17 protein-coding genes and 1 pseudogene are annotated in these 16,912 nt (G+C 63.1%); 7 read left to right on the top strand and 11 right to left on the bottom strand.

Annotated features, from left to right (window positions below; genetic code table 11):
- The first annotated feature begins 59 nt into the window (after positions 1 to 59).
- Complete coding sequence (gene tam / locus J0663_RS14715) at positions 60 to 830, top strand: trans-aconitate 2-methyltransferase (RefSeq protein ID WP_207241056.1); 771 nt, start codon at positions 60 to 62, stop codon at positions 828 to 830.
- A 58-nt stretch (positions 831 to 888) separates the two neighbouring features.
- Here the strand turns inward: tam and J0663_RS14710 are convergent, their stop codons facing one another.
- The 7 genes from J0663_RS14710 to speB form a co-directional block, all read right to left on the bottom strand.
- Positions 889 to 1,908, bottom strand: coding sequence for an Ldh family oxidoreductase (locus J0663_RS14710; RefSeq protein ID WP_375337267.1), 1,020 nt, complete (start codon positions 1,906 to 1,908; stop codon positions 889 to 891).
- 14 nt (positions 1,909 to 1,922) lie between these two features.
- Positions 1,923 to 3,122 (bottom strand): alpha-hydroxy acid oxidase, encoded by a 1,200-nt coding sequence (locus J0663_RS14705; RefSeq protein WP_207241054.1) that lies wholly within the window; start codon positions 3,120 to 3,122, stop codon positions 1,923 to 1,925.
- A 75-nt stretch (positions 3,123 to 3,197) separates the two neighbouring features.
- Positions 3,198 to 3,995 carry an ABC transporter permease gene (locus tag J0663_RS14700; RefSeq protein ID WP_207241053.1) on the bottom strand — a complete coding sequence of 266 codons (798 nt, stop codon included), beginning with the start codon at positions 3,993 to 3,995 and terminating at the stop codon, positions 3,198 to 3,200.
- Positions 3,992 to 4,849, bottom strand: a complete 858-nt coding sequence (locus J0663_RS14695; protein ID WP_207241052.1) for an ABC transporter permease — start codon at positions 4,847 to 4,849, stop codon at positions 3,992 to 3,994. The genes J0663_RS14700 and J0663_RS14695 overlap by 4 nt, the downstream gene beginning before the upstream one ends.
- On the bottom strand, positions 4,846 to 5,880 hold the full coding sequence (locus J0663_RS14690; RefSeq protein WP_207241051.1) for an ABC transporter ATP-binding protein: 1,035 nt from the start codon (positions 5,878 to 5,880) through the stop codon (positions 4,846 to 4,848). Before J0663_RS14690 ends, J0663_RS14695 begins: the two co-directional genes overlap by 4 nt.
- Positions 5,881 to 5,936: 56 nt before the next feature.
- Positions 5,937 to 7,019: an ABC transporter substrate-binding protein gene (locus tag J0663_RS14685; RefSeq protein WP_207241050.1), complete on the bottom strand. Its 1,083-nt coding sequence runs from the start codon at positions 7,017 to 7,019 to the stop codon at positions 5,937 to 5,939.
- Between the two features lie 104 nt (positions 7,020 to 7,123).
- The gene (speB, locus tag J0663_RS14680; RefSeq protein WP_207241049.1) at positions 7,124 to 8,182 is read right to left on the bottom strand and encodes an agmatinase; all 1,059 of its coding nucleotides are present in this window, start codon (positions 8,180 to 8,182) and stop codon (positions 7,124 to 7,126) included.
- A gap of 175 nt (positions 8,183 to 8,357) precedes the next feature.
- Here speB and J0663_RS14675 point away from each other — a divergent pair, with 175 nt between their 5' ends.
- Positions 8,358 to 9,236: a LysR substrate-binding domain-containing protein gene (locus tag J0663_RS14675; RefSeq protein WP_207241048.1), complete on the top strand. Its 879-nt coding sequence runs from the start codon at positions 8,358 to 8,360 to the stop codon at positions 9,234 to 9,236.
- 169 nt (positions 9,237 to 9,405) lie between these two features.
- Positions 9,406 to 10,923, top strand: coding sequence for a glucose-6-phosphate dehydrogenase (gene zwf, locus J0663_RS14670; RefSeq protein WP_207241047.1), 1,518 nt, complete (start codon positions 9,406 to 9,408; stop codon positions 10,921 to 10,923).
- 7 nt (positions 10,924 to 10,930) lie between these two features.
- Here the strand turns inward: zwf and J0663_RS14665 are convergent, their stop codons facing one another.
- Positions 10,931 to 11,248: a hypothetical protein gene (locus J0663_RS14665; protein WP_207241046.1), complete on the bottom strand. Its 318-nt coding sequence runs from the start codon at positions 11,246 to 11,248 to the stop codon at positions 10,931 to 10,933.
- A gap of 119 nt (positions 11,249 to 11,367) precedes the next feature.
- The gene (locus tag J0663_RS14660; RefSeq protein WP_207241045.1) at positions 11,368 to 11,823 is read right to left on the bottom strand and encodes an NUDIX hydrolase; all 456 of its coding nucleotides are present in this window, start codon (positions 11,821 to 11,823) and stop codon (positions 11,368 to 11,370) included.
- A gap of 155 nt (positions 11,824 to 11,978) precedes the next feature.
- Here J0663_RS14660 and J0663_RS14655 point away from each other — a divergent pair, with 155 nt between their 5' ends.
- A complete protein-coding gene (locus J0663_RS14655) occupies positions 11,979 to 12,245 on the top strand; it encodes a type II toxin-antitoxin system ParD family antitoxin (RefSeq protein ID WP_207241044.1) in 267 nt (88 codons plus the stop codon).
- A gap of 2 nt (positions 12,246 to 12,247) precedes the next feature.
- Positions 12,248 to 12,557: pseudogene (locus J0663_RS14650) on the top strand (type II toxin-antitoxin system RelE/ParE family toxin).
- A 162-nt stretch (positions 12,558 to 12,719) separates the two neighbouring features.
- Here J0663_RS14650 and J0663_RS14645 read toward each other — a convergent pair.
- Positions 12,720 to 13,112 (bottom strand): hypothetical protein, encoded by a 393-nt coding sequence (locus tag J0663_RS14645; RefSeq protein ID WP_207241043.1) that lies wholly within the window; start codon positions 13,110 to 13,112, stop codon positions 12,720 to 12,722.
- A gap of 220 nt (positions 13,113 to 13,332) precedes the next feature.
- Here J0663_RS14645 and J0663_RS14640 point away from each other — a divergent pair, with 220 nt between their 5' ends.
- The gene (locus J0663_RS14640) at positions 13,333 to 14,895 is read left to right on the top strand and encodes a helicase HerA-like C-terminal domain-containing protein (RefSeq protein ID WP_207241042.1); all 1,563 of its coding nucleotides are present in this window, start codon (positions 13,333 to 13,335) and stop codon (positions 14,893 to 14,895) included.
- 242 nt (positions 14,896 to 15,137) lie between these two features.
- Here J0663_RS14640 and J0663_RS31610 read toward each other — a convergent pair whose 3' ends face one another.
- Positions 15,138 to 15,266: a hypothetical protein gene (locus J0663_RS31610; protein WP_259665980.1), complete on the bottom strand. Its 129-nt coding sequence runs from the start codon at positions 15,264 to 15,266 to the stop codon at positions 15,138 to 15,140.
- On the opposite strand from J0663_RS31610, the gene J0663_RS14635 reads away from it, so the two are divergent.
- Complete coding sequence (locus J0663_RS14635) at positions 15,253 to 16,851, top strand: ABC-F family ATP-binding cassette domain-containing protein (protein WP_207241041.1); 1,599 nt, start codon at positions 15,253 to 15,255, stop codon at positions 16,849 to 16,851. The genes J0663_RS31610 and J0663_RS14635 overlap by 14 nt on opposite strands.
- Positions 16,852 to 16,912: the final 61 nt, after the last annotated feature.

Genomic DNA, 16,912 nt, shown 5'->3' with positions numbered 1-16,912 from the left:
CTTCGACAAGATCCGCATGCGCCACAGGAAAGACGTGGCCCTACTCAGGAGGTATCGCCATGGCATGGTCGGCCAGCCAATATGCGAAATTCGAGGACGAGCGCACGCGGCCGGCGCGCGATCTTCTGGCGCAGGTGCCGCTGCAGAGCCTTCGCCGCGCCGTCGACCTTGGCTGCGGCCCGGGCAACTCTACCGAACTCATCATCGAGCGCTACGGGGCCGCGGGCGTGTCCGGCCTCGACAGCGACATCAACATGCTGGAGGCGGCGCGCAAGCGGCTGCCGGGCACTGCCTTCGTCGAGGCGGATCTTGGCAGCTGGCAGCCCACGGAGCCCGCCGATCTGCTCTTTGCCAATGCCGTCTTCCAGTGGCTGCCTGATCACCTCGAGATTTTCGAGCGGCTGATGGACGGACTTTCCGAAGGCGGGGTTCTTGCCGTGCAGATGCCCGACAATCTCGGCGAACCATCACATCTGGCGATGGAAGAAACCGCCCATGCCGGTCCCTGGAAAGCTGCATTCGAGGCAAAAAGCGTACGTCGCAGACCCCTGCCCGCGCCGTCGGCCTATTACGACAGGCTGATCGCCAAGGCCTCGCGCGTCGATATCTGGCACACCATCTATAATCACCCGATGGCCGACGCGGCTGCGATCGTCGAATGGGTCAAGGGAACAGGGCTGATGCCCTATCTCGCCCGTGCCGGCGAAGAGCATCGCGAGGCATTCCTCGCCGATTACCTCGCGCGGGTCGAACAAGCCCATCCTAAGCTGTCGGACGGGCGGGTTCTGCTCAGATTTCCGCGGCTTTTCATAGTGGCGGTGAAGAAATGACCGGCTGCGCGCGGCATGCTCTTCGCATCCGTGCGATAGAGTTTCCGAACGACGTGCGTTATTTAACGGCCGCCAGTCCGCCAGCCAAGAGCGCATCCAGCTGGGCGATCTCCGCTGCAGTCAGGCTGATCCCTTCGGCTTCCGATTTGATACGCGCGGCGAAGCGGCGCTGCGATGGCAGCCGCGCGCCTTGCCCGACGATCGTTTCGAAAAGGATTTCGGCGCGCGCTAAGGGATCGCCGGGGCGGCCCCTGGCGAAGGTTTCGGGTGACATTGCAATGATCAATTCGCCATGGACCGGCGCCAAGGTCGTCGTGCCGAGGTAGTCTAAGACCTCGGGACTGGTGAGATCGCCGATCATGATGCCGGCGAGCAGCTCTATCATGGTGGCGATGGCGGAGCCCTTATGGCCGCCGAAGGGCATCATTGCGCCCGCGAGCGCGGCAGCCGGGTCAGTGGTGGGATTGCCGTCAGCGTCGATCGCCCAACCTTCGGGCAACTGCTTGCCAGCGCGGCGGAGCAGTTCGATCTCGCCGCGCGCCGCCACCGACGTGGCAAAATCGAACACGTAGGGCGGCTGGTCCTTGCGAGGCCAGCCGAAGGCAAGTGGATTGGTGCCGAGCAGAGGCTTGCTGCCTCCGGATGGGGCAACCGTCGCATAGCTCGGGCACATCACCAACGCTGCCACGCCGTGCGCGGTCAGCGCCTCGACTTCGGGCCACAGGGCAGAGAAGTGCGAGCAATTGTTGATGACCATCGCGGCGATGCCAAGCTGCTTGGCGCGTTCGGCCAAGGCGGGTACGCCGAGTTCAAACGCCGCACCGGCGAAACCGCCCTGCGCGTCGACCCTGACGATGGCGCTGCCGTCATCCGGCGCAAGGACAGGAGCGGCATCGGGCTTCACCTTGCCGGCCTTTACCGTGCGCAACGCACCCTCGATGCGGTAAATTCCGTGCGACTTGCAGGCATCGCGCTCTCCGGCCACGATGACACGCGCCAAAGCCGTCGCTTGGATCTTGTTCAACCCTGTGCGCTCGAAGATGGCAACGACACGATTTTGCAGGGCTTCGACGCTCATCGTAACGGCTTCAGTCACGCAATTCTCCATCCGAGATCAAGTTCGCTTTCACCCGCCCCTACATTTGGCCGCGAGTGACACGCTGGCAAATCTGCGACCGTCCTGCAGCCCAGCTGCGCCATCGTTGCCCTCAGTTCGGCTTTCAGGACGTTCATCACATGATCGCCGCCGCGACGTCCGATGGCGGCGGAAGCAAACAGGAATGGCCGGCCGATCAGGACAAAATCGGCGCCGAGCGCCAGCATCCGGGCGATATCGAGGCCGGAGCGCACGCCGCCGTCTGCCAGCAGCAAGGCCTTGGGGCCAAGCCGTGCGCGGATTTCACCGATGACCTCCGCCGCAGACGGCGCGGCGTCGAGTTGGCGTCCCCCATGATTGGAGAGGATCAGACCATCGCCGCCCAAGGACATGTATTCCTCCGCTTCGTCGGCGCGAAGCACACCCTTGACCAGGATTTTGCCCGGCCATGCGTCCCGGATTTTCTTGAAGCGCTCGCGCGTGACGTGACCGGTCATCACCCTGCCGACAAATTCGGCCGCTGCGGCAAGGCTCGAACCCTTCAGATAGTAGGGCGAGAGATTGGCGAAGTCGGGAGCGCCGTTTTGCAGAATGCCCATCGCCCATGAAGGATGCATTGCCACCTGCATGATGGTTGAAAGGTCATAGACCGGCGGGATGGTCAAACCATTGCGGATGTTGCGCTCGCGCCGGGTGGACGCTGGAATGTCGACAGTCACGACAAGGACTTCGTAGCCCCCTCTGCGCGCCCGATCCACCATGTCGTCTTCCATGGCGGGATCATTGGGTGGATAGAACTGAAACCAGCTGTGATCACCGCCTGCAGGACGGATCGTCTCAAGCGAGGTGTTGGCGAAAGTGCTGAGGATATAGGGTACGTTATGCTGCCTGGCAGCCTGTGCGAGTGCCAGCTCCGACCCGGGCCACAGAAGGCCGGCCAGCCCAAGCGGCGCGACGGCAAATGGCGCGTCGAAACGATGACCGAACAGGCTTGCGCCGGTATCGGGCTCGTCGGCGTCGGCGAGGTAGCCCGGCAAAAGCAACACTTCTTCCATGGCCGCCAGATTGCGCCGTACGGAAGCTTCGCGCCCGAGTCCGCCGGCGAGATAGTCCCAGGCGAAACGCGGCATGCGTCTTTGCGCGGCCTTTTCCATGTCGGCGACGCAGGGAAAACGTCGTTCTAGCGCTAGGTCCATCTCGGGTGCTTCGATGTTCAGGAGGAAGGGACGGCTGATCGCCCTGGCGTTCCGTGGCGGGATTGGTTGCGTCGATCAGGGTTCGTTTGAGGTCATCGCGCCTAGCAGTTTCGGCAGGTCGCCGAAGCGCGCGACGAGGCTGAAGACGATCGCTGCCGTCGCCACGAACAGGATCGTCACCGCCGCCATGGTCGGCGTGTAGCCATATCGCAGCGAATTGAAAATCTTGATCGGCAGCGTTTCCAGCGTGAAACCGACCGTCATGTAAGCAACGATGTATTCGTTGAGCGACAGCACAAAGGCAAAAGCGTAGCCCGACACGATGTACGGCGAGATCATTGGCAGAACGACGGTTCGGAACACGGTGCGGTCGTCGCCTCCCAAGGTCGAGGCGGCCTCTACCAGCGAGCGGTCGATCGCCGAAAAGCCGAGCGAAATGGTCACCAGCGGCAGCGTGACGAAGAAGATGGCGTGGCCGATCACCGCCGTCCAGGGTTGCCCGTAAAATCCCGTCGTGGCCCAGAAAGTCAGCAGGCCGAGCGCCGTGATAACCGGCGGCAAGGTAAAGGGCGCCACGCCGAGCAACTGGAAGATATTGGCCCAGGGCGCGTAGCGGCGCCAGAGGAACCAGGCGAGCGGCAAGGCGATCAGCACCGCAAGCGCCGCCGACGACAGCGCCAGCACAAGCGACGCGATCAGCGCGTTGCGCCATTCCATATTGAGAAATATCTGACCATACCAGCCGAGTGAGAAACCTTGCGGCGGGAAGGTGAGGCTCTGCCTGGCATTGACTGAGACGCCGGCAACAATGATCAGCGGCAAAGCGAGAAACAGTCCGACTATCCCGAAAAGAACGTTGCGGAGAATGGTCATTTGCTCGCCCCTCCTTGGCGGCCAACGAGCAGGGTGAGCGCTACAAGGGCCAGTGTGACCAACACCAGGAAAACCGCCATGGCAGCCGCGAAGGGCATGTTCGACTGATAGATCGCCTGATCGGTAATGTGCACGGAAAGCGTCCAGTGTTGCGGGCGGCCGAGCAGTTGCGGCAACAGATAGGACCCGAGCGCGAAGATGAAGACCATAATCAGGGTGGCGAGAATGGTATCGCGCAGCGCAGGCACGACGACGGTGAAGAAGGCCTTGACCGGCGAAGCGCCGAGCGTTCGCGCGGCCTCCGAAAGCGTCGGATCAAGCCGCACCAGCGCGGGATAGAGGACCAGGACCGTGTAGGGGAATGCCTGGTAGACCATGCCGGTGACAACGGCCCCGATGCTCGGCGTCAAGGCGACTGCCTGCTGCATGAGGCCGAGCCATACAAACAGGTTGGTGATGCCGGCCGTGCGCGAAAACAGCGTCGACCAGGCGAAACCGATGATGACCTCAGACAGGGACAGAATCGAAAGGAGTGCGACCAGCCAGGCCACCTGGGTTCTCCGCTTCATGCGGATCAGCAGGTATGTGAAAGGCAGGGCCAGAACGACACAGGTCGCAGCCACCGCGATCGCCAGGAGCAGCGAGAAGCTGAGCACTCCCCCGAAGAAGGCTGAGAGGAAGCGGATATAATTGTCGAAGACGAAATCAGGCGTGTAGAAGCCGCCCTGTTGGCGTTTGAAGAAGCTGACGGAAATCATCGTGCCGAAAGGCACGACGAAGAAGACGATCAGCATGATCGCCGGGAAGGCTAGCGGGGCATAGTCGCCGAGCGTCTGCGGGGCTTCGCGTCTCATTGCTCGAGCACCACGCAGTCCTTGTCGGTCAGCGCAATGCCCACCGTCTGGCCCACCGCCACGTCAGGGCGCTCACGCGGCGTCGAGACCGCAATGAACTGCTGACCGCCGACATTGACAAAGGTTTCGACGACGCCGCCGAGATCGCGCACGAAGGTGACCTCGCCCGTCAGTGCGCCGGCCTTCGGCGGGCCGAGGCGCACGTCTTCTGGCCGGATCGAGAGCGTGGCGCGCTCGATCCCTGCCGACAGCGACAGGTCGGCGACCGGCTGCCCCAATATGCTGACCGCGCCGCCCTCTCGCCTGGCCTCGACCAGATTTGTCTGGCCAATGAAATCCGCGACGAAGCTGTCTGCCGGTCTACGATAAATCTCGGTCGGCGACGCCGCCTGGCGTATCTGACCGCCGTTCATGACCACGACCGTATCGGCCATGGTCATCGCCTCGCGCTGGTCGTGCGTGACGGCGATCGTGGTGATGCCGAGCCGCTGATGAAGCTGGCGAAGCTCTACCTGCATGGCTTCCCGCAGCTTGGCATCAAGCGCCGACAGCGGCTCGTCGAGCAGAAAGAGTTTCGGCGAAATCGCCAGTGCCCTAGCGATTGCGACGCGCTGCCGCTGGCCGCCCGAAAGTTTCGACACGGCTCGATCAGCGTAGCCTGGCAAATAAATCATTGCCAGCAGCTCTTCGACGCGCTTCGCCTGCTCGTCCTTCGGACGGCCGCGAATGCGCAGTGGATAGGCGATATTCTCGCCTACCGTCAGGTGCGGGAACAGCGCCAGCGACTGGAACACCATGCCAAGCTCGCGCTGGTGCGTGGGCGTCCTGGTGATGTCTTTCCCGTTGAGCGTGATGCGGCCCGATGTCGGCAGATCGAGACCTGCGATCATGCGCAGCAAGGTTGTCTTGCCGCAGCCGGAGGGGCCGAGCAGACAGACGAATGCGCCGTGCGGCACCGTCAGGTCGACATTGTCGACGGCGCGAATGACGCTGAAGTCCTTGACGATATTCTGAAGCGTGAGTCCCGACATATGCCTCTTCCCAACCGAAAGGCAGGCCCCCTGGGCCTGCGAAAGCACGATGAGCGTCAGCTGGCGATCATTTCCGTCCACTTCTCGTTCAGCCAGTCGGCCTTGGAGATGTACATGTCGTAGTGTGGAATGATCGGTTCGATGTCGGAGGAAACCGCGGCAAATTCCTTCTCGTTCAGGTCGGTCGTTTCGCGCCTGACCGTTGGCGACGTGCCCACCTTGCGTGACAGCACGGCCTGGATGGACGGCTGACTCATATAGTCGATGAAGATATGCGCCTCTTCCGTCTTCTGCGACGCCTTCGACAGCGCCCACGAGCCTGCATCCTGAATGCCGCCCTCCTTCGGGAAGGTCGAGCGAACGGGCTGACCGTCTGCGGCCGCGAGGCCGGTCACGTCGTGATAATACTGTCCCATCGGGATTTCACCCGACTTTAGCGCCTGTTCGAACTGCGCCTCGTCGCGATACCACAGGCGGACATTCGGCTTCAGCTCGGCCAGCTTGGCGAAGACCTTGAGGATGCTCTCCTCAGTGTCGAGCGCCTGGGCGCCGCCGAAATAGGTCTTTGCCGTCACGTCAAGCAGGAAGGAGTTGGAGACGAGCGCCAGCAGACCGAGCTTGTCGGCATTGGCCGGGTCCCACAGCGCTGTCCAGCTGGTCGGCGCTTCCTTGTAAACATCGGTGTTGGTGACCAGGGTGATGAACCACGAGACAGCGCCGATGCCGGCGACCCGGCCATCCGGGTATTTATTGATGAAGCGCTCAAGCAGGTTGCTGGAATTCTTGATCTTGGCGAGGTCGAGCGGAGCCCAGAGCTCTGTGGCCTGACCCTTGCGCATCGACACCTGCGACATCATCGAAACGTCAGCCGGCGCCTGGCCTGCTTGGGCTGCCTGCTGCATCTGCACCAGCCAGGCCTCGCCGGTCGGCTCTGCGACGGATTCGACCGCGATGCCGGTCGCCTTGGTAAACTCCGGAAAGATGTTCTTGTCGAACGAGTCCTTGAAGTAACCTCCATAAACACCGACCTTCAGCGACTTGTCCTGAGCGCGCAGCACGTTGGGCATTGCCAACATGGCTACACCAGCACCTATTCCGACGCCGAGCACGGTGCGGCGGTTCATTGTCAATTGCGTCATCGTCTTTCTCCTAACCGATGCGGCACGCCGCTTCCCTCTTTCACTGTATTCGAGGCCTTTGCGGCCTTCTTTTCATTCCTGGCCTTGAGCTGCGGCCAGGCCCGTCAGACGGCACGGCGGATTGCCGGGCTGAACGCCATCAGGCTCAATATTTCGAACAGCATCTGCGCGCCGGCATGGGCTGTGTTGGTGGTGGCGTCATATTGGGGCGCGACCTCGACGACATCGCCGCCGACCAGGTTCACGCCCTTGAAGCCGCGGATGAGTTCCAGCGCCTCGCGGGTGGTGAAGCCGCCGATCTCCGGCGTGCCGGTGCCTGGCGCGAAGGAAGGATCGAGGCTGTCGATGTCGAAGGAAAGATAGGTCGGCCCATCGCCGATGACGGCCTTCGCCTTTTCGATGATTGCAGGAATGCCCATTGCCGAGATCTCCTCGGCATGGATCACCGTCATGCCCGAGGCGTAAGAAAACTCCCAGAGATATTCAGCCGAGCCGCGAATGCCGATCTGAATGACGCGGGTCGGGTCGAGCACGCCGTCGAGGACCGCGTTGCGGAACGGTCCGCCATGGTGGAACTTGGTCAGGTCGTAAGCACCGCCGGTGTCGCAATGGGCGTCGATATGGATCATGCCGACTGGCCGCTCCCTGCCGACGGCCCGCAGAATCGGATGGGTGATCGAGTGGTCGCCGCCTACCGAGAGCGGCAGCACCCCTGCGGTAACGATCTGCGCGACGCGTTTTTCGATATCCTCATGCGACAATTCCAGCCGGTAGCGGCTCTGAAACGCCACATCGCCAATGTCCGCCACGCGCAGCTCCTGAACCGGCGCGCAGCCGAGCACATGGTTGTAAGGCCCAATCCGCTCAATGGCGCGCAGCGCGCGCGGCCCGAAGCGCGAGCCCGGGCGGTTCGTCACGCCCAGATCCATCGGCACGCCGAGGATCGCGACCTGAAGATCGCCGAAATCCGGGTTCTCGTTGTCGACCTGCATCAGCGGGGCGGAGAGGAATGTCGGGATTCCCGAATAGGGCGCGAGCCGGGTGCCGCTCTTGTTGAATATCTTCTCTGCTACCTTGCGGAACTCGGGATGGTGCAGCTCACCGCCGTGGCTGTCGCCATATCTGGCTCGGAGTTCGGAAAGCTTGGTTTCATTCCAGGACATGACGGCCTTCTTGAGAGTGACGATGCTGCGATCAGGATGGCAAATCGGGTCCTCGGCTGCAGCTCTGCCGCAGAGGCCGACGGCTTCCTTCAGTGATTGAACGGCAAGCTCGCTGGAAAATCAATTGATATTAATATACAGTTTCATGCAAGTTTTTCTCACAGGTCATTGCTTCATGTCCAGCCGTCTGCCGCCCCTCAATCCGCTACGCGCGTTTGAGGCAACTGCACGCCATGGGTCGGTTTCCGCCGCGGGACGCGAGTTGAATGTCACCCATGGCGCGATCAGCCACCAGATACGCACCTTGGAGGAATCGCTTGGCGTGCGCCTGTTCGAGCGCGGCGGCAAATGGCTGAAGCTTACAAGCCAGGGCGCGTTGCTGATGCCGGTCGTCTCCAACGCATTTTCGGAGATCGCAGCAGCGAAAGCCGCGATGACCCGGCCGGCGACTTGCGGCACGCTGCGCGTGACCTGTGTCGCGGCAGTGCTGTCTCTCTGGCTTATTCCGCGGCTGCAGGAGTTCACCGATCAATTTCCCGACGTCCAGCTCGACCTGCGCGCCTCGAACGACCCGAGCAATCTGAGCTCCCCGAATGTCGACCTGTGCATTCTCTACGGCAGCGGCAACTGGCCCAATTATTGGTCGCGCCTGTGGAGCCGGATGGAGCTCTTCCCTGTCGTCAGCCCGGCACTCATGAACAGGCGTCCGCTGCGCTCCCCGCGCGACCTGCGTGACCATATGCTGCTGCACGCCGATCGCGGCAAGGAGTGGAACACCTGGCTGGCCGCCGCCGGCATTGCGCTGCCTGCGCGCCAGCACATGATGAGCGACGCGCGCCTGTCGATCGAGGCCGCCATGCACGGTCATGGCATCGCACTCGGCGACAACATCACCACCGCTCATATGATCGCGCGTGGCGAACTGATCGCGCCGTTCGAACTTACGGTTCCGGCCAACGACGCGGTCTATGTGGCCTGCCGAACCGAAGCTTATGCGACACCAATCGTCCGCGTCTTCATCGACTGGTTCTTTGCTTCGCTCGGCCGCAACTGAGTGTGGTCCAGGGGCTCGGCTGAACGCCAACCGTGACATCGTCGCGCTCCTTGCAGCCAACCCCCGCGGCACCCGCGCCGCCGTCAAATGCCCGTTACCCCTCCCCTCCCATGTTGCGGCTGAAACGGCGCGCAGTATAGTCGGCCGCACAATCTCGGAGATGAGACACATGCACGCTGCCCCTACCCCGCCGGTCACCCTTGTCATCTTCGGCGCCACCGGCGATCTGACCCGTCGTCTCCTGGTGCCAGCGATCATCAACCTGACGCGTCAGCGCCTCGTCGGCGAGGATCTCCATATCCTCGGCATCGGCATCGAAGCGGGCGACGACGAATTCCTGCGCGACCGGCTCGATGCATTCCTCGATCATCTGAACGGCGAGGAGCAAACGGCGAAGGACGAGGCATGGGAGAGCCTGCGCCGGCGCATTGCCTATATGCCGGGGGATTTCACCAAGGACGATGTTTTCCTCGAGATCGGCAGGCGGCTCGGGCCGGATGCCAATGCCGCCTTCTACCTCGCGGTGCCGCCGTCCTTCTTCGGCACGATTGTCGAGAAGCTTGCCGCCCATGGGCTGACCGACGAAAGCAACGGCGCCTTTCGCCGTATCGCCATCGAAAAGCCGTTCGGCACCGATCTCGCCTCGGCGCGGGCGCTGAATGCGCAAATCCTCGCGCAGGTCGAGGAAAGCCAAGTCTACCGGCTCGACCATTTCCTCGGTAAGGAGACGGTGCAGAACCTGATGACGGCGCGTTTCGCCAACATGATCATCGAGTCCTTGTGGAACAGCCGCTATATCGACCACGTGCAGATCACTGCCGCCGAGATCGTCGATGTCGGCGGCCGCGGCAAATTCTACGATGCCACCGGCGCGCTGCGCGACATGGTGCCGAACCATCTCTTCCAACTCCTGGCGATGATCGCCATGGAACCGCCGAACAGCTTCGATGCCGAAGCGATCCGCAACGAGAAGAGCAAGGTGCTGAAGGCCTTGCGCATCTATACGCCGGAGGAGGCCAAGACGCACGGCGTGCGCGGCGCCTATGCGGCCGGCTCGCTCAACGGTACTGCGCTTCCGGCCTATCGCGACAGCAAGGACGTCTCGCCCGACAGCCGCACGGAAACCTATGTGGCGCTGAAACTCTACGCCGATACCTGGCGCTGGGCCGGCGTGCCCTTCTATTTGAGAACCGGCAAGGCGCTGACGGCACGCGACACCGAAATCGTCATCACCTTCCAGCCCGTACCCTTCGCGCAGTTCCGCGAAACAGAGGTCAATCGCCGGCTGCCGCCGAACCGGCTGGTCATCCAGGTGCAGCCGGACGAGGGCATGAGCATGGAAATCTCGATCAAGTCGCCGGGGCTTTCGGTCGATACCGTGCCCGTGTCGCTCGATTTCCGCTATGCCGACAAGTTCGATATCGGCAAGACGACGGGCTATGAATCGCTGCTCTACGACCTCTTCATCGGCGACCAGACGCTGTTCCAGCGCGCCGACGGCATCGAGGCCGGCTGGGCGGCGGTGCAGCCCTTCCTCGATATATGGGGCAAGGATCCGAGCACGCCCGAAGCCTACGCGCCGGGCAGCATGGGACCGGCCTGCGCCGACGCGCTCATCGAGCGCGACGGACGCAAATGGCATGAACTCGGCGTCATCCTCCACCGCGACGGCAAGAGCGGCAAATAGAGCCGGATTATTGACCTTCACGGCATGCGGGGCTGACCGAGGCGCCGCTGTTGCCGCCTTGCGTGGCAAGCGCGCCGCGGGCCTTGCGCGGCGGGCAGCGCGCCCAATCGACGCGTCCGCTCGGAACCCCGTTGTCGACGCTGCCGGTTTCGATCGAGTCGAGCGGGATGACCAGCCCGGCTTGCGGCTCGGCGCCTGGTGCGGTGCCGAGCGGCGGCGTGCCGTCGATGCGGCCGCTGGCATCCATGCCCATGTTCGACTGGGCAAGCACCGGGGCGGAGAAGCTGAGGAGAGCGATCGACGTTGCTGCAATGAGACTGCGCATGATGCTGTTCCTTCTGGTGTCGGCGATGCGACAGAAACAGCGATTTTACTCCCTTGTTCCCTGTAGGGGGAATAGGGACGATCAAAGTTTGGCGAGCAGACCGAAGCCGCTTCAAGGGTTCAATCACGCCAGCGCGACAGCACCGTCTCGAGACCTGTAGGATAGAGATCGAGGCCGGCGCCTCGCAGCGCCTCACGGCCGAACCAACGCGCCGTCGCCGCCGTCTCATCCAGCTCGGAATAGCGGATTTCATCACGCTCGTAGAGTGAGGCATCAGCCAGTTCGATCTCGGCGGCGAAGATGAATTCGTGGCCCACCGCGCCATGATGTTCGAAGATATTTTCGAGCAGATGCCAGGGACCGACGATGCGAATTTCCGTGTCGAGCTCCTCCCTGATTTCGCGATGCAGCGCCTCCTCGCGGGTTTCGCCGAATTCGATCGAGCCGCCGAGCGGCCGGACACCTTTGATGCGGCCGCTGTCATCCTCCACTTCGGCGGCAAGCAGCTGGTCTTTTCGCCAGGCGAGACCGATCACCTTCACCCTGATCTGCTGCGGCGGGCGCCAGACTGTCATGGTTTACCCTTTCCGATGGGAGCCGTTACATAGCAAGCACAGCCTGCAAGGCAAGGCCATCAGGAGTGTCGACTTTGGCCATTTTAGACTAAGATTAACAACTATTGTCATAACGACGTGACCGTTCCATACTGATGACAACGGAAGGAAAGACTATGCCCAACGTCGCGCTCGGCAATCACTACGAAGAATTTATCCGCAAGCAGCTGGAATCCGGCCGCTACAACAATGCCAGCGAGGTGGTCCGTGCAGGCCTGCGGCTGCTGGAGGATCATGAGGCGGCCCGCGAGCGTTGGCTTAACGACGAAATCCCTGCGCGCTACGACGACCTGATCAAGAAGCCGGACCTCGGCATTCCGGCTGAGACAGTGCGCGCTCGCTTTGAAGCCAAGCGCCGGAATGACGCGGCGAAGGCCAAGTAGGCATGGCCTACCGCATTCTCTATCACCCGAAGGCAGAAGCCGAACTCGACAAACTCTATGACGACATCGCCGTTGAGGCGGGAACTGCCATTGCCGGCGCCTTCGTCGACGCGTTGATCACCTTCATCGAAGGCCTGGAGACGTTCCCGGAACGCGGTACGGTGCGCCCGCATTCCTGGCCTGCGCGTTATCGGCTATCGGCGAAGCGTCAGCGTCGCGTTCTCGGTCATCGGCAATGACGTCAACATATTGGGCGTGTTCGCGCGCGGCCGCGATATCACCGACGAAATTCTGGAAGAGCGGCGAGGCTGAGGACAGGCGGCGTCCTCGGGACAGTAGACCAGCCGCAGATCTGCGCGATCACGTTCCCCGGGTTGTCGACCCTGCCCACTTCTTCAAGCAGGACGCGTCTTTCGCCCGTTAATCAGGGCAAGGTATGAGGAACCCGGACGAAGCCGGGCTCCCGCCGACCTCTTAGACGAACTGGCTGAGGCCGGGGACGGAGGCGACGACTTCGTCGACGACCTCTTCGCCGGCATATTGCTTGGCGATGGCGATGGTCTCCTTGGCAAGCGAGGTGATCTCGCCCATGCCGAGGCCCTCGCCCATAAGCTGCTGGCCGAGCCCCATGATGCCGCCGCCGCCGAGCGAATTCATCAGCCCGCCGAGCAGGCCGCCGCCGCCCGCACCGGCGCCATTGAACTGGGCGACGAGATCGGCGCCGCCGGGGATGGCTTCGATCATCCGGGCGACCGGGCCGTCAGCGGCTTCGCGTTGCAGGAAGCCGAGCATCATCCCGAGCGCCTTTTCGGCCAAGTCAGGCGCAATCCCTACACGATCGGCGATCTGGGTTACAATTTCATTCATCGTCAGCCTCCTGTTATCTTGACGTTAACGTCAACGTTAATAGAGTTTCGAGCCTAACTCAAGCCGCGTTTCCAAACGGCTCGCATCCGGTTTTGCTGTCGAGACAGACAGTTGTCCGCATCCGCCTGCCTGCTTATAACAGGGAAACGATGGTTCGATGAAGGCGGTGGAAGCCAGACCTTCTCAACAAAGGACGGCAGAGCCGAAGGGAGCATTGCGGATGATCGAGGATGGCAAGATTTTCATCGGCGCGAGCCGCAATCCCGACGACAGCATCAACAAGCCGGAATATCTCGACCTCAAGTTCGGCAACCGCCACGGCCTCGTCACCGGGGCCACCGGCACCGGCAAGACGGTGACGCTGCAGGTGCTCGCCGAAGGCTTTTCCCGGGCCGGCGTTCCGGTCTTTGCGGCCGACATCAAAGGCGATCTTTCCGGCATCGCCGCCAGGGGCGAGGCCAAGGATTTCCTCACCAAGCGGGCCGAACAGATCGGTTTCACCGATTACGAATTCGACCAGTTTCCGGTGATTTTCTGGGATCTGTTCGGGCAGAAGGGCCACCGGGTACGCACGACCGTCGCCGAGATGGGGCCGCTGCTGCTCGCCCGGCTGATGGATGCGTCCGAGCCGCAGGAAGGCGTCATCAACATCGCCTTCAAGATCGCCGACGAGGCCGGACTGCCGCTGCTCGACCTCAAGGATTTCACCTCCCTATTGAATTATATGGGCGACAACGCCAGCGAGCTTTCCAACCAGTTCGGCCTGATCTCCAAGGCCTCGGTCGGCTCGATCCAGCGGGCGCTGCTCGTTCTCGAACAGCAGGGCGCGGAGCATTTCTTTGGCGAGCCGGCGCTGAAGATTTCCGATATCATGCGCACCCATACCAATGGCTATGGCCAGATCTCGGTGCTTGCCGCCGACAAGCTGATGATGAACCCTCGCCTTTACGCCACGTTCCTGCTGTGGCTGCTCTCGGAGCTCTTCGAGGAACTGCCGGAGGTGGGCGATCCGGAAAAGCCGAAGCTGGTCTTCTTCTTCGACGAGGCGCATCTGCTCTTCAACGACGCGCCGAAGGTGCTGGTCGAACGCGTCGAGCAGGTGGTGCGGCTGATCCGCTCCAAGGGCGTCGGCGTCTATTTCGTGACGCAGAACCCGCTCGACGTGCCGGAAACGGTGCTCGCCCAGCTCGGCAACCGCGCCCAGCATGCGTTGCGCGCCTACTCCCCGCGCGAACAGAAGGCGGTGAAGACGGCGGCCGAGACCTTCCGCCCAAACCCGGCCTTCGATTGCGCCACAGTCATCACCAATCTCGGCACCGGCGAGGCGCTGGTCTCGACGCTGGAGGCCAAGGGCGCGCCGTCGATCGTCGAGCGCACGCTGATCCGCCCGCCGTCGGGCCGCGTCGGACCGCTGACCGATGGCGAACGCCAGCAGGTGATGGACAAGAGCCCGGTTCTCGGCCTCTATGACGAGGACATCGACCGCGAATCCGCCTTCGAGCTGCTGGCAGCGCGCGCCAAGAAGGCAGCGGATGCCGAGGCCGCCAAGCGGGCGCAGGAGGAAGCGGCAGAACAGCAGGGCGGCACGACCTCCGGCTGGACCCTGCCGGGCTTCGGCGGCGATGACGACAGCCGCCAGGGCCGCGGCCAATCGCGCGGCCGGTCCTCCGGCTATCAGCGCGAAACGGTGGTGGAAGCGGCGATGAAGAGCGTCGCCCGCACGGTGGCGACCCAGGTCGGCCGGGCGCTGGTGCGTGGGATCTTGGGGAGTTTGAAGCGGTAGGGTTGCCGCGTGCCGTAAGCCCTCATCCGCCTGACGGCACCGAACCGGTGGCGAGCCACGCGTCTCGACCCGTCCTTCGGCTCCGGCGAAGGGACATGCCGCAACCTCTCCGCTCCCACCCGCTCTTGCGGGGCACGTCCCCTCGCCCGTTTTTACGGTGAGAGGGTTAGGGTGAGGGGCGATCTCAGGGACGAAGCCAGCAGAGGTAAGCGAGCGGCAAGTTGTCCACCTGCCTTGAACCTTCAGCCTTCCTTCCCTAAATTCCCGCCGTCGACCATTTCAACAGGATGTGTGCCGCAATGGATTTCAACCCGATCGCAATGCCAGTTCGCCTTGCCAACGGGGAAGTCCATAGCCATGCCTGCATCCATCACCCTCTCCCAAATTTCCTGGGCCGCGCCTGACGGGCGGTCGCTTTTTTCCGATCTCGACCTCAGCTTCGGGACGGAGCGCACCGGCCTTGTCGGACGCAACGGCGTCGGCAAGACGACGCTGCTGAAGCTCGTCGCCGGCGATATCCGGCCGCAATCCGGGTCGGTATCGATCAACGGCAGCCTCGGGGTGCTGCGGCAGAGCGTTCAGGTCGCGGCCGAAGAGACCATCGCCGATCTCTTCGGCGTGACGAGGGCGCTTGCGCTTCTTCGGCGTGCCGAAGCCGGCGAGGCAACGGCCGACGAGCTTGCCTCGGCGGACTGGACGCTCCCGGCGCGCATCGCCGCCGCATTCAACCGGACGGGGCTGGACGCGGAGCCACAGACGCCGCTTGCTGCACTCTCCGGCGGGCAGCGCACCCGTGCGGCGGTTGCCGCGCTCATCTTCAGCGCTCCGGACTTCCTGCTGCTCGACGAACCCACCAACAATCTCGACCGCGAAGGCCGCGAGGCGGTGATCCAGCTGATATCAGGCTGGCGTGCCGGCGCCATCATCGTCAGCCATGACCGGGAATTGCTCGAAAGCGTTGATCAGATCGTCGAGCTGACCTCGCTCGGCTCGACGCGCTACGGCGGCAACTGGAGCCACTACCGCGAGCGCAAGGCGCTCGAGCTTGCCGCAGCCCAGCATGATCTTGCCGATGCCGAAAGGCGCATGGCCGAGGTTGCCCGGAAGGCGCAGGCGACGGTGGAGCGCCAGGCGCACAGGGACAGCGCCGGGCGGAAGATGGCCGCCAAGGGCGGCATCCCGCGCATCATGCTCGGCGGCATGAAGGAGCGGAGCGAAACGACCGGCGGCGACAATGCCCGTCTTGCCGAACGCCGGCGCGCACAGGCGCAGCACGAGGCAAAGGCGGCGCTCGGGAAGATCGAGATCCTGCAGCCATTATCGGTGAGCTTGCCGCCGACGGGGCTGCCCGCCGGCAAGATCGTGCTGAAGATGGACGGCGTGACGGCAGGTTACCGGCCGGGCGATCCCGTGATCGGCGATCTCTCCTTCGACGTGACCGGACCGGAACGCATCGCCGTCACCGGCCGCAACGGCTCGGGAAAGACGACCCTGCTGGCGCTCATCACCGGCGAGCTGAAAGCCTGGGCCGGCACGGTCACCGTCATGACCGCTTTCGCGATGCTCGATCAGAAAGTCAGCCTTCTCGATCCCTCAGCCTCGATCCGCGACAATTTCCGCCGGATCAACCGGCAGGCCGATGAAAATGCCTGCCGGGCCGCCCTTGCCCGCTTCATGTTCAGGGCCGATGCGGCGCTGCAGATCGTCTCGACGCTGAGCGGCGGGCAATTGCTGCGCGCCGGTCTTGCCTGCGTCCTTGGCTCCGCACCGCCGCCGCTGTTGATCCTCGACGAACCGACCAACCATCTCGACATCGACTCGATCTCAGCGGTCGAGGCCGGGTTGCGCGCCTATGACGGGGCGCTTGTGGTTGTCAGCCATGATGAGACGTTTCTCGAAAACATCGGGATAGAGCGGCGGTTGGAATTGGCTGGCGGTGATGTGAATTGCCGGTAGTTGAGTAGCAAGCCCCTCATCCGGCTGCCGCCACCGAACCGGGTCGAGCCACGTGTCTCGA

This window comes from Rhizobium lentis, from assembly GCF_017352135.1.
GTDB classification, from domain to species: domain Bacteria; phylum Pseudomonadota; class Alphaproteobacteria; order Rhizobiales; family Rhizobiaceae; genus Rhizobium; species Rhizobium lentis.
Note: the sequence above shows the minus strand (reverse complement) of the source record. Positions and strands in the feature narration are given on the sequence as shown.